A 12,523-nucleotide genomic window follows, 5' to 3' on the forward strand; every position below is an offset into this window, starting at 1 on the left:
CGATCTGGAGGGGTGGCGGATGATGCGCATCAAAGGTCCGCGACCCAGAGCGACCGCTAGGAAATGGGTCCGGCGCGGTTTCTCTACCTGGGGGCTGATCATGGCGCTGGCGTTGCTCGCGAGCAGCTGCGGTTTTCAATTGCGCGGCGCCCTGGATATTCCCAGCGAGTATAGCCCGATCTTTATCCAGTCCGGCGGTGCAGTTGGTGTGGCGATGGAAGAACGGCTCCAGAGCGGTGGTCTCAGTATCACCCAGGTCGCGTCCGAGGCCGGCTTGATCCTGCGTGTGCTCGGACAGCAGCGCAGCTCGCGTGTTGTCGCGGTGGATCGCAGCGGTTTGGCGTTGGCCTATGGGTTGACCTACACCGTCACCTTCGATGCCCTGGATGCTCGGGGCCAGGTTGTGCAGCCGCCGCAAACTCTAAGCGCGGTGCGCACCTTCGACGACAACCCTGATGTGGCGGTGCTCGGCAAGCAACTCGAATCCAATATCATTTACCAGGATCTGGTTGCTGATGTCGCCGACCGTATTCTGCTCAGCCTGCGGGCCGCTTTAACTCCACAGGTCCCATGAAGCTGCGCCCGGAACAGTTGCAGGGTCAACTGCGCAAAGCGCTGGCGCCGGTTTACCTGGTGTGCGGCGAGGAGCCGCTGCAATTCAAGGAAGCCGTGGATGCTATCCGCGCACGTGCGCGCGAACAGGGCTTTAGCGAACGACAAGTGTTGGAGCACACCAAAGATTTCAATTGGTCCTCGCTGGCCGCCGAGGCTGGCAATCTGTCCCTGTTTGCCGACCGGCGCCTGATCGAGTTGCGCCTCGGCGACAAGCTCGGCCGCGAGGGCGCCGACGCCATCCGCGCCTATTGCGAGAAGCCCGCGCAAGACGTGCTGCTGCTGATCCAGGCCCCCGCATTGGGCTGGAAGGAGCTGAAAACCAAGTGGGCGCGGACGCTTGACCGGGTGGGCGTGATTCTCGAAGTTCGTCGCCTGCAAGGTGGTGCGCTGGTGCAATGGCTGGATCAGCGCTTGCGCGCCAAGGGCTTCACGCCAACGCCCGAGGTCGCCGCGCTGTTGGCCGAACGGGTGGAGGGCAATCTGCTCGCCGCTGATCAGGAAGTCAGCAAGCTGGCGTTGTTGCTGGAGCCCGGTCCCATTGATCCCGAGGCCCTGCGCGCCGCCGTGGCCGACAGTGCGCGCTATGATCTCTTCGACCTAAGTGGTGCCGCCCTGGCCGGGGATCGCGCGCGCACGCAGCGCATCATCCATGGCTTGGCGGGGGAGGGCACGGCCGAGCCCTTGGTGCTCTGGGTATTGGCGCGCGAAGTGCGCATGCTGGCCGCGGTTGCTTTTGCGCGCCGCGCGCGGGCTGACCTAAACGCCGTCTTTCAAACCCATCAGGTATGGGAGTCCCGCCGCGCGGGGGTGATACAGGCGCTGGAGCGCTATTCGCTGCCCTATCTGTGGCGTTTGTTGCTGGAATGCGCGGCGGTGGATCTCGCCATCAAAGGTCGCGGCGAGGGCGATCCCTGGACCATGCTCGCGCGCATCGCCGACGGGTTGGCGCGGGGTGTGAAACGCCAGCCCTGAATCACGCGAGCCCGAATGACGAGATCAGGGGACGACGAGATCAGTGATTACGCAAGCAGGGAATCAACAGCCCTCGGGTCGTGAATCCTCTATCAATTGACGGGAGCCAGTCTGAAGCCAATGCAGCAATCAACCATCACCGACATTCAAGACTACATGGATCAAACCGGGGCCGCCGCGCGCACCGCCGCGCGGGCGCTGGCGCGCGCGAGCGCGGCGCAAAAGAACCAGGCGCTGCTCGCCATGGCTGGCGCGCTCGATCAGGCGCGCGTCCAACTCGCGGCGGCCAACCGTGCCGATCTCGAGGCCGGCGAGGCCAAGGGTCTGGACGCCGCGCTGCTTGATCGCCTGGAACTCACCCCGGCGCGCATCGATGCCATGATCGAGGGCTTGACCCAAATCGCCGCGCTGCCCGATCCAATTGGCGCCATCACCGATCTCAATTATCGACCCTCTGGCATTCAGGTCGGGCGCATGCGGGTGCCGCTCGGCGTGGTCGGAATCATTTATGAATCGCGCCCCAATGTGACCGCCGATGCCGCCGCCTTGTGTCTTAAGTCCGGCAATGCCAGTCTGCTGCGCGGCGGCTCCGAGGCTTTTCACTCCAACCAGGCCATTGCCGAGTGTATTCGCTTGGGGCTGGAGCAGGCCGGCTTGCCGCTGGAGGCGGTGCAGGTGATCGCCACCACCGACCGTGCCGCCGTGGGCGCCATGCTGAGTTGCCCCGAATACGTCGATGTCATCATCCCACGTGGCGGCAAGGGGCTGATCGAGCGTATCAGCCGCGAGGCGCGCATGCCGGTGATCAAGCATCTCGATGGCATCTGCCATGTCTACATCGACGACCAGGCCGATCTGGACAAGGCCTTTGCCATTGCCATGAATGCCAAGACCCAGCGCTTTGGGACCTGCAACACCCTGGAGACTCTGCTGGTCGCTGAAGGGGTCGCCGCAAACGTCTTGCCGCGACTCGCCACGGCACTGACGGAAAAGGGCGTCGAGTTGCGGGGTTGTGCCGAGACCTGCCGGCTGGTACCAAAGGCAACACCCGCCACGGAGGACGACTGGGATACCGAATACCTGGCGCCCATCCTGTCCATCCGCGTGGTCTCCGGCCTGGACGCGGCCATCGACCACATCGAGCGCCACAGTTCGCGCCATACCGACAGCATTGTGACCGAGGACTACAGTCGCGCCCGGCGTTTTCTGCGCGAGGTGGATTCCAGTTCGGTGATGGTCAATGCTTCCACGCGTTTCGCCGATGGCTTTGAGTACGGATTGGGTGCGGAGATTGGCATTAGTACCGACAAATTCCACGCCCGCGGTCCGGTCGGGCTCGAAGGTTTGACCAGCCAGAAATTCATCGTGCTTGGGGATGGCCAGGTACGGGGGTGAGACTGCGCGCGGGCACCGGCATGATCGGCGTATTTGGCGGGACCTTCGATCCGATTCACTTCGGTCATCTGCGACCGGCGTTCGAGGTCTATCAGCGTCTGGGGCTTGAGCAGTTACGGCTGATTCCACTGAATCAGGCCGTGCATCGTCCCCAGCCGGTGGCCTCCGGCGAGCAGCGGCTGCGCATGCTCGAGGCCGCCATCGCTGGCCAGCCGGGGTTGATTGCCGACCGGCGAGAACTCGACCGCGCGGGGCTATCGCGGACCTTGGATACACTCATCTCCTTGCGCGGCGAGCTTGGGTCGGATTTGTCCCTGTGCCTGCTGGTTGGCGGTGATGCCTTCGAGAGCTTTGCCGATTGGTATCGGCCGGAGGAAATTTTGCAACTCGCGCATTTGATTGTGATGCGGCGTCCGCAAGCGCGCACATCCACCGATCCGCGCTTGCGCGACCTGCTTGCAAGGCATCGCGGCAGTGATCCGGAGTGCCTGCGCCAAGCTCCGGCCGGCGCTATTTGGTTTCAAGAGGTGACCCAGATGGCCATTTCCGCCAGCGCCATCCGCGCCGCCCTGTCGCAGGGAAGAAGTCCGCGTTACCTGCTGCCGGATTCGGTGCTGGCCATGATACACGCATCAGGCGTTTACCCTGGAAAGAGCAGACGCTCGCCTGCCAAAATTGGCTAACCAACTGAAATATCGCACCACTCGGCCGTGGACTGACCGTGCGGGGGGGGGCGTGCGCAATGTCGCCACCAGCTAGATTGGTTTTGACCATAATCCGAGCCACCCTCCTGGAATCACCGCTTGCGTGGACAGGTCATCCTGGTCTTCAACATCAGGGATGGCAGACCTGACTACCTTTGGTGCGGTCGCCAGTGGCTCGGTTGATGATCTAAGGCGAAGGCCAGGTGCAAAATCACCGTCATGAGGAAGTCAAGAGAATGACCACAAACGCAACCACTGGCCAGACAGCTAGAGCGATCACTGAGCGACTGCTTGAGGAGCGTCGGGTCGCTGTCGAGCACGGGAATCATGTTTGGACCTGTTGCATTGGCGGCGGCGCGGAGCGCGAGCGCACCCCGCTGCTGATTCTTCACGGTGGCCCGGGATTGCCCCACGACTACCTGCGGAATCTGGATGCCCTGGCATCCGAACGGCAACGGGTCATTTTTTATGATCAACTCGGCTGTGGTCGCTCCGACCAGCCTGATGAGCCCGAGCGCTGGCAACTCCCGCGCTTTGTCGCCGAGATCGACCTGGTGCGTGCCGCCCTGGGGCTGGAGCGGGTCGTGATCCTTGGCCAATCCTGGGGCGGCATGCTGGCAATTGAATATGCATTGACGCGCCCGGCGGGGCTGGATGGGCTGGTACTGGCCAACAGCACGGCGAGCGCGCCATTGTGGGGCGAGGAGACGCATCGTCTGCGTACGCAGCTCGATGCCGATGTGTGCGCCGTGCTCGATCAGCACGAGGCCGCGGGCAGTACCCATCACCCTGACTACCAAAAGGCCGTGTTGGCCTTCTACCGCCGCCATTTGCTGCGACTGGAGCCCTGGCCCGCGGTGATCCAGCGCGCACTCATGGAAATCGGTCAACCCTATACGGTCATGTGGGGCGCCAACGAATTTTACATCACCGGCAATCTCAAGGACTGGGATCGCACGCCGATGCTCCAGGAGATTCAGTGCCCTACCTTGCTCATCTCCGGGGAATTCGACGAGTCGACACCGCGCATCAACCAGGCCATGCTCGATAAATTACCCCATGCCGAGTGGCAATTGCTCAAGGGCTGTTCCCACCTCGCGCACATCGAGGCGCCCACTGCCTTTCAACAGGCAGTCATTACCTTTCTCGATCAGCTCGCCTGAGGCCAAGACGAGAGCACAACCGGCTTGGATTGGATGCCCCAGATCCTGATGGCAAGATCATCGTCGGGCTTGTGCTTGATAAGGTCAAGCTCCGCGAGACCAGCCTTAACCTGCTCGGTGGCGGGAGCCTGCTTCGCTGCCTGATTGGCCGCCGGTCCGGTGCATGCCGGCATTGTGGCTGCCAATGGGGCTAGCGCCAGCACGATGGAGCCAAGACGCGATACGCTAGATTTCGATCTTGGGGGAAGGTGCGGCCATGGCTCAGTATCCGTGCTGTTGAGATTGATTCTGTGGTTTATCTTGTGCCAGTGGACAGTGGGCGGTCGATGGTGGGCAGTTGGTAGTGGATGCCGATATCAGCCGAACTCGAAGGTGGTGACGCCGAAGATGCGCGAATGATCCACTTGCGGCGTGGGACCTTCATGCATGCGTGCGCAGCCGAAAACTTCGACCATTTGGTGCGCATGGGCGAGTTCCACGGCAGCCGGATTGTTCTCCGGAACATCGAGAAAAATAGGCCCCACCGCAACGGACTGGATCAACTTCCGCAACAGGGCGTCGGCGATCTTGCCATTGTCGGCGAACAAGGGCCCAATCTTATACCCCTCGCGACAGCGGCGCGCGACGCCAAAGCCGCGCAGGTCTCCGTTCTGGTGATACCCGAAGGCATATCCCCCGGGCTGCCGAATCCAGGCACGCAGAAAGCGTTCACGCGGAGCCGGGAAACAGCGGCGGTCATAGTCCAGAATCTCATCGACAGGGATTTGCTCAAGCGGGACCAGCAAGTCCGGCTGGGCGTCTTCGTCCTGCTGTTCGGGAGCCCGCGAAAGCTCGACGCGAAAGCGGATATCGCGATGCGAGAAGACGAAGCCGTCGCGGGCGTAATGCGGCTGCATGGCAAAGACGCCATCAAGTCCGCTGGTCGCGTCCGGTCGCAGGCGCGCCGCGAGACGCTCGCGCAGCTCCCGCCATAGCTTTCGCCCGAAGCCGCGACCTCGATATTCCGGCCGGACGATGAAAAAGCCAAGGAAGCCAAAGCCATCGCCATAGGCCGCGATGGCGCCACCACCGATGAGTTCACCCTCAAACTCGGCGGCGATGAAGGCGTCCGGGTCGGTCAGCCAGAAGATGTCGGCATCCCGCAGGCCGGGATTCCAGCCCTCAAGTGCCGCCCAGTCGACCAGTTGATCGACTTCGGTGCGAGTCATGGCGCGGATGATGGGAGTTTCAGACATGGTGAAAAGTCAGACTATCAATGTAAGCGGTGCCAAGAACGAGCAATGTCGCGCTCGGATATGCAAGACAACGGACTTGCTGGTCATGGGTGCCGCTCGCCCCAGGTTGAGCGCGAGCAGGCGGGCGGGGATTCTATTCGCGCTGGCTCCATTCGCGACCATGGCAACATTTGCGACAAGGCGCGGAGCGTCCGCTTGAAGGGGGTATTAGAGCAGTTTTCTCATGGGACTGGACAATGGGTCCTTGGAGGCCAGTTGCGCGGCCTGGAGTGTGTTTTCGAGCAGGCTGGCGATGGTCATGGGGCCCACCCCGCCGGGTACAGGGGTGATCCAGCCGGCGCGCTCGCGAGCGCTGTCGAAGTCGACATCGCCGCATAGTCGTCCGTCCTGGTCGCGGTTCATGCCCACGTCAATGACCATTGCACCTGGCTTGATCCAATCCCCGGCAACGAAGCGCGGGTGGCCAATGGCAACCACCAGCACATCGGCGGCGCGGGCCTTCGCGGCCAGATCGCGGGTGCGGCTGTGGCAGACGCTGATGGTGCAACGCGCGGCAAGCAACTCCAACGCCATCGGTCTCCCGACGATATTGGACTGGCCAATCACAACCGCGTCCAGCCCCTCAAGTGGTTGGTCGGTTTGGTACAACAGGGTCATCACACCCTTGGGGGTGCAGGGACGCAGCAGCGGCATCCGCAGTGACAAGCGCCCAACATTGTAGGGATGGAAGCCATCGACATCCTTGATTGGGTCGATCCGCTCGATCACCGCTTCGTCATCGATCTGCTCTGGTAGCGGCAATTGCACCAGAATCCCGTGAATGCGCTCATCATGGTTAAGCCGGTCAATGAGCGCCAGGAGCTCGGACTGGCTGCTGTGTTCTGGTAGCTCATGCAGTTCGGAGTAAAATCCGACCTCGGTGCAGGCCTTGCGTTTGTTGCGCACATAGACCTGGGAGGCGGCATTGTTGCCGACCAGCACCACGGCCAGGCCCGGCCGTGGGCTGCCGTGCTGAAGCAATTCCTCAACCTTGGACTGAAGCTGGGAGCGAATCTTTGCGGCGATTCGCTTGCCATCGAGAAGCTGTGCGCTCATGCGGAAAATTTCCTGTTGATAATGCGGTCTGCGAAAAAGTCTGCGATAAGTTCGGTGATGGACGCGCATCCTGAGTCGAAAGTGCGTGCTGTGCCGAGGGCATCCCGGCATGATAGCGCTTCGCCTGTTTTGGCGGCACCCTCCGGGGCAAGGCGGGCATGCTATCCTTGCGCGCCTTGAATGCCGGGTCGCGAGAGTCCGGCCGGCGCGTGTCCCCATGATAGGGTGCGCGCAAGGTCCTCAAGGGAGACCATCCCAAGGAGAGATTGCCATGCCAACCCAGACACTGACCTTCCTCATCGCCACCGAGCGTGGCACGCCGGCGGAACTGACCGAAGAACGTACCAAAGCCGCCGTGCCCTTTGGCGGGAAATACCGGGTGATTGATTTCAGTCTCGCCAACTGCCTGCACTCCGGGCTGCGGCAGATTTTGGTGCTGACGCAGTACAAGTCCCACTCGTTGCACAAGCATCTGCGTGACGGCTGGTCACTATTCAACCCGGAGCTTGGCGAGTTCATCACGCCCCTGCCGCCGCAAATGCGCGTCGATGGAGGTTGGTATCTTGGCCTTGTGGATGCCTTGCGCCAAAACCGCTATCTGATTGAGCGCAATCCCGCGCGGCGTCTGCTGTTGCTCGACGGGGGGGCTGTCTATCGGATGGATTACGCGGCCATGCTGCGCTGGCACGATGAGCAGCAGGCCCAGATCACCGCCGCGCTGCGACCGGTGACCGACGAGTCTGCCCCTAGCCTTTACCGAGTTGAATGCAGCGAGGATGACCAAGTCCTTGCTGTCCATGGCCCCGCAACCGACCATCCGCCAACAGGGCTCGCCCCCATGGGTGTCGTGGTCATTGACAAAGACTACCTGCTCGAGCAACTCGACCAACTGGTGCGGGCCAGTAATGGTCACTGTGATACCGATTTTGTGGCGTCATTGCTCACATCATCGGCCGGGGCGCGCGTGAGCGCATATCGATTTGGGGGCGAACGCGGGCGGGTGTCGCAGGATCGCTACTGGAGCGACCTCGGCTCGATCGACGCCTATTACCAAGCGCATATGTCACTGCTTGAATCGCGCCCGGCGATCGATCTGTATCAGCCGTGCTGGAACATACTGACTTATCAGGGGCAGCATCCACCGGCGCGCACCGTGCCGGGACCAGGCTCGGGAAACGAGGGGGTTTTCGTGAATTCCATGCTGGCTGCTGGAACCCTGATTCGTGGCGGTGCGGTGAACCGTTCGGTGTTTTTCCCCTGTGTCACTATCGATGACGGCGCCATAGTGGATGGCTCCATTCTGTTTGATCGAGTCCAGGTTGGAGCTGGCGCCGAACTCAACCGCTGCATTCTCGATAAAGACGTGGTGGTCTCACCGGGCGCGCGCATTGGCGTTGATCGCAAGGAGGATCGCGCGCGCTTTTCAGTCTCACCCCAGGGGGTGGTGGTGGTGCCCAAGGGCGCGCGCGTGTGATGCTCTTGAGTCGTGCTCTGAAGGGATTACGCTTTCACGTTAACACTTTTATTATTTTCTCCCCGAGCAAGGCTCGAACTAGCGACCCACGGATTAAAAGTCCGATGAAAGGATCAGGGAGTTCAATCGTTCAGTACCTTACCCCGCCCGCCTGTCTGTTTTCCAACCTAAATCGGCCTCAACAAGCCATGTGCCGCCGCGATCCCGCATATTTTCTTTTCCAGCACACCTCGAGAAATCTTTCAGCGCTAGTTTGGCTGATCGCCCGCGTGAAAATCTTGATGCTCGCTTGAAGTTTGACGCTACCAGGACTTCATATCGCTCGCTTTGGATGCGTGCCGTTGGCGTCTTTTCGAGCCCGAAAACCTCTCGGTGAGGCTGCGGATCTCGGTGATGGAGCAACGGCATCTGGCGCGCCGCCTGCAACAGGAGGGGACGGCTGTGCCGTTGACAAAGCTGGCGACTGTGAATTCGCGTCACCCGACCGTCGAACAGGAATGGGGTTGCAGGGTGCTCAGGATCTGTGATCTGGATGCTCACGCACACTAACCGCCAATGAGACAATGTTCGACTGCTACCGAAGCATTCATCCGAGATTTGACGATAAGGGCCGCGAAGCAGAACCGGAAGGGGGGTGGTGATGGATGTTTTGAATGAGCTTCGGGCGCTTGAGAAGGCGCTCGCAAGCGCGCCGCAGTCGCTGGAACAGATGCGCCAGGGAAACCCGTTGTTGTGGCAGGAACTGGCCTGGACTCCAGCCCAGACGCGTCTGTGGCTACGCAACCTGCCGGATATGCAGATTCAAGAGCAAGAACAAGAGCCGGACAACCCCAGCTATTGTCTCGGCACCAAGGCAAATGCGCCAGTGGATCTTGGCGACGCCATTGCCAAAGTGGTGGCGGAACTGGGGCGTCCGGTGCCGATCGCGCAGCTCCGCTCCAAGTTGCCGCCGGGAACGGTGGTAACGGACCCCATGTTGCGGGCGGCGATTGAAAGCCATCCGGTATTGATGATCACCGGGCCGATGGTTCGGTTAGCCAACGCTTAGGCACAGATCAAGACGCGACAAGACGGAGTAACCCGTGGCAGGACAACAAGACATGCGTGATCGAACATTGGCTGAGCGCTACCAGGCATTGCGACATCACTATGCCGCCTTTGGCGCGGAATTGCCGTTGGAGAAGGCCCACGACTTCGTCCATGCCGGAGTCGTCTGGGGCGAAGTCCAGGGTAACGAAACGCCCCGCATCCTGCTGATCGCGCTCGACCCTGGCCACTGGGAATACTCGCAGGAGGCCAAGCTCGATGAGTTGGCGTACGAGTTGCTGGCTTCGCTGGAAGACGACTGGCCGGTCTTTGCGCATCTGAAAGACGATACCAACAGCCGCTGCTATGCGCTGTTCGGTCTGGACGGCACCGAAGGTACCCACTCGGTCGATGAGATCCCGGGCATCGAGCTGATCCGCGAATACGAGCGGCTCAACAAATACACCACCTTGAAGTGGTCGATGCAGATCTACACCCGCTTGATGCACCAGCTCGATGCGTTTCACGAGCAGGTGTACCAGACGGTCAAGGACCGGGTGTCGGACAAGAACGACATCATCGAAGAGGTCGCCAAAATCCTGTTCCTGGAGTCCTTCCGCTGCCATCAGGATGAGGATCTGACCTTCGAGTACGAAGGCAAGCAGCTCAACTTCCCGGAAGTCTTCGACTACCGCTACGTGCGCCAACACGGCGATCTCGCGGTCAAGCAGATTCAGACCGCCTTCGATCAGCTCAAGGCGCACCAAGACTATGTGGTCATCACCGACGATGGCAGCAGGAACGCCATCTTTGACGACAAGACCCACCTGCGGCTGATGCAGCCGAAGAACTATGCAACCTTGCTGGAGGCGATTCAGGACCTGGGGCCGGTCACCACCAACGAAGGCAAGCGCGTCAAGGATCAGGGCAAGCTGTCCGACGTGCAGGCCGATCTGCTGGGGCGCGTGTTTGATGTCTTCCTCCGCGCCAACTTCGAGAGCAAGGGCGGACTTGGGGTTTACCTGACGCCCAACCCCGTCAAGCAGGCGATGCTGGAAATCGCATGCTATGACATAGCCAAGGATTTCAAGGCCGTGGAAGAGTTGGCCGCCGGGCAATTCCGCTTTTGTGATCCTGCCTGCGGAACCTACGGCTTCGGATCGGTTGCGCTTAGTCGGCTGAATTCGATGTTGGACAACTTGGGCAACATGCCTGATTCGGAGAGAGAAAAGCTAAAAGAGCAGCTGTTGGAGCACAGTTTCGTCGGCGCTGACTCCGCGCCGCGCATGGTCACCCTCGCACGGGTCAACATGGCCTTGCAGGGCGCCAACAAGGCCAAGATCTTTTACACCGACAACTCCCTGACCACGCGCGCCCTCAAGCCCAACAGCTTCAGCCTGATCTGCACCAATCCGCCCTTCGGAACCCCGAAATTCAAATCAGACAAGAAAGGCTCGGAGTCCAAGAAGCATTAGGAGGCCAACATGGAGCAGGTCTTGGGCGGCTTTCGTCCCGCCAAGCAGGTGATGGAGTCCTACAATGCCTACTATGATCATGTGCGCATGACCTGGGTGGATACCGGCGATCTGGAATTGGACGAGGACGGTAATCCCATCTGGGCCGGCTTCCGCACCGACCTGCGTAATGTCTCCACCGGCAAGAAGCCAAGATATGAGCTGTTTCCCACGACCAGCGGCTTGGCCATGGGCAGCAAGCCAGGCAACAAGGGCAACTGGAAGCAGGTAAAGGGCGGCTCCATCGACCCGGCCGTGTTGTTCATCGACCGCTGCCTGCAGTTGCTGAAACCCGGCGGTCGCTTGCTGATCGTGCTGCCGGATGGGGTGCTCTGTAATTCCGGTGATCGCTATGTGCGCGAGTACATCATGGGCAAGAAGGACGAACAATCCGGCGAGTTCGTCGGCGGCAAGGCGATCGTCAAGGCCGTGATTTCGCTGCCTGCCGACACCTTCAAGCTCAGCGGCACGGGGGCCAAGACCTCGATCCTTTACTTGCAGAAGCGCCATGCGCGAGACGACAACCCAGAGCAGTTCCTGCCGGAGCCGCAGACGGATGTGTTCATGGCCGTGGCGGAAACGCTTGGGTATCTGGTGAAGAACAATATCGAGGATTACTCGGCCGGAGTTTCCAATGATCTTGATAAGATCGTGGGAGCCTACAAGCGTGGTGAATGAATCTATTTCGGAGTTGGCCATGGACAGTGAAACCGAGCACACCACGAAGCTGTTTTTGGATCGGATCCGTCAGCACTACCCGTTGCGCGAGGCCTATCTGTTCGGCAGTCGTGCCAGGCAGCAGCCAGGCAGTGAAAGTGATGCCGATATCGCGTTGTTACTGAAAGGCACGACCGGCAGCCGCGCGGATACGGCAGTGGAGATGGCGGCCATTGCGTTCGACGTGATGCTGGAGACCGGAATCCTGGTCGATGCGCTGCCATTCTGGGAAGACGAATGGGCGCACCCCGAGCGCTTCGGTAATCCAGCGCTGATTCAGAACGTCCTGCACGATGGGGTGCGTCTGTGACACCGGCAGACTACCTCAGCAAGGCCCGCCGTGCCTTGGCATCGGCATGTTTGCTGCTCGCCGATGGTGATACCGAGGGCGCCTGCAACCGCGCCTACTATGCGATGTTTGATGCGGCCCACGCCGCACTGTTGCATGCCGACCCTGGCCTGAATCCCGCCACGACCAAGACCCACCGCGGGCTGATTGCCGCGTTTGGCGAGCAATTGGTCATGACAGGGCTGATCCCGGCTGATCTTGGCCGATCCATCAATCAAGTGGAACGGATTCGACTGTTCTGACTACACCGGCGAGGCCATCGAC

Annotated in this window: 13 protein-coding genes; 11 read left to right on the plus strand and 2 right to left on the minus strand. The window is 60.9% G+C overall.

The genetic code is table 11. The features are described 5' to 3' along the window. The first annotated feature begins 19 nt into the window (after nt 1-19). From Thiowin_RS07200 to Thiowin_RS07220, 5 genes are all read left to right on the plus strand, one after another. Nucleotides 20-574 carry an LPS-assembly lipoprotein LptE gene (locus tag Thiowin_RS07200; protein WP_328987069.1) on the plus strand — a complete coding sequence of 185 codons (555 nt, stop codon included), beginning with the start codon at nt 20-22 and terminating at the stop codon, nt 572-574. Then, a complete protein-coding gene (holA, locus tag Thiowin_RS07205; protein WP_328987070.1) occupies nt 571-1,587 on the plus strand; it encodes a DNA polymerase III subunit delta in 1,017 nt (338 codons plus the stop codon). Before Thiowin_RS07200 ends, holA begins: the two co-directional genes overlap by 4 nt. 120 nt (nt 1,588-1,707) lie before the next feature. Continuing rightward, complete coding sequence (locus Thiowin_RS07210) at nt 1,708-2,982, plus strand: glutamate-5-semialdehyde dehydrogenase (protein ID WP_328987071.1); 1,275 nt, start codon at nt 1,708-1,710, stop codon at nt 2,980-2,982. Between the two features lie 20 nt (nt 2,983-3,002). Continuing rightward, complete coding sequence (nadD, locus tag Thiowin_RS07215; protein WP_328988023.1) at nt 3,003-3,665, plus strand: nicotinate-nucleotide adenylyltransferase; 663 nt, start codon at nt 3,003-3,005, stop codon at nt 3,663-3,665. Between the two features lie 257 nt (nt 3,666-3,922). Beyond that, on the plus strand, nt 3,923-4,849 hold the full coding sequence (locus tag Thiowin_RS07220) for a proline iminopeptidase-family hydrolase (protein ID WP_328987072.1): 927 nt from the start codon (nt 3,923-3,925) through the stop codon (nt 4,847-4,849). A gap of 356 nt (nt 4,850-5,205) precedes the next feature. Here Thiowin_RS07220 and Thiowin_RS07225 read toward each other — a convergent pair whose 3' ends face one another. Together Thiowin_RS07225 and folD are read right to left on the minus strand one after the other, a co-directional pair. Then, a complete protein-coding gene (locus Thiowin_RS07225) occupies nt 5,206-6,084 on the minus strand; it encodes a GNAT family N-acetyltransferase (protein WP_328987073.1) in 879 nt (292 codons plus the stop codon). A gap of 207 nt (nt 6,085-6,291) precedes the next feature. Further along, entirely contained in the window at nt 6,292-7,179 is an 888-nt protein-coding gene (gene folD, locus Thiowin_RS07230; protein ID WP_328987074.1) for a bifunctional methylenetetrahydrofolate dehydrogenase/methenyltetrahydrofolate cyclohydrolase FolD, read from the minus strand. 271 nt (nt 7,180-7,450) lie between these two features. Here folD and Thiowin_RS07235 point away from each other — a divergent pair, with 271 nt between their 5' ends. The 6 genes from Thiowin_RS07235 (at nt 7,451) to Thiowin_RS07260 (ending at nt 12,501) form a co-directional block, all read left to right on the plus strand. Next, nucleotides 7,451-8,653 carry a glucose-1-phosphate adenylyltransferase family protein gene (locus Thiowin_RS07235; protein WP_328987075.1) on the plus strand — a complete coding sequence of 401 codons (1,203 nt, stop codon included), beginning with the start codon at nt 7,451-7,453 and terminating at the stop codon, nt 8,651-8,653. A gap of 640 nt (nt 8,654-9,293) precedes the next feature. Continuing rightward, nucleotides 9,294-9,701 carry a hypothetical protein gene (locus tag Thiowin_RS07240; protein WP_328987076.1) on the plus strand — a complete coding sequence of 136 codons (408 nt, stop codon included), beginning with the start codon at nt 9,294-9,296 and terminating at the stop codon, nt 9,699-9,701. Nucleotides 9,702-9,735: 34 nt separating this feature from the next. Then, nucleotides 9,736-11,154: an HsdM family class I SAM-dependent methyltransferase gene (locus tag Thiowin_RS07245; protein ID WP_328987077.1), complete on the plus strand. Its 1,419-nt coding sequence runs from the start codon at nt 9,736-9,738 to the stop codon at nt 11,152-11,154. Nucleotides 11,155-11,163: 9 nt separating this feature from the next. Further along, nucleotides 11,164-11,871, plus strand: coding sequence for an N-6 DNA methylase (locus Thiowin_RS07250; protein ID WP_328987078.1), 708 nt, complete (start codon nt 11,164-11,166; stop codon nt 11,869-11,871). A 19-nt stretch (nt 11,872-11,890) separates the two neighbouring features. Next, a complete protein-coding gene (locus Thiowin_RS07255) occupies nt 11,891-12,220 on the plus strand; it encodes a nucleotidyltransferase domain-containing protein (RefSeq protein ID WP_328987079.1) in 330 nt (109 codons plus the stop codon). Further along, nucleotides 12,217-12,501, plus strand: coding sequence for a HEPN domain-containing protein (locus Thiowin_RS07260; RefSeq protein ID WP_328987080.1), 285 nt, complete (start codon nt 12,217-12,219; stop codon nt 12,499-12,501). Before Thiowin_RS07255 ends, Thiowin_RS07260 begins: the two co-directional genes overlap by 4 nt. The last annotated feature ends 22 nt before the right edge of the window (nt 12,502-12,523 follow it).

Source organism: Thiorhodovibrio winogradskyi (assembly GCF_036208045.1).
Classification (GTDB): domain Bacteria; phylum Pseudomonadota; class Gammaproteobacteria; order Chromatiales; family Chromatiaceae; genus Thiorhodovibrio; species Thiorhodovibrio winogradskyi.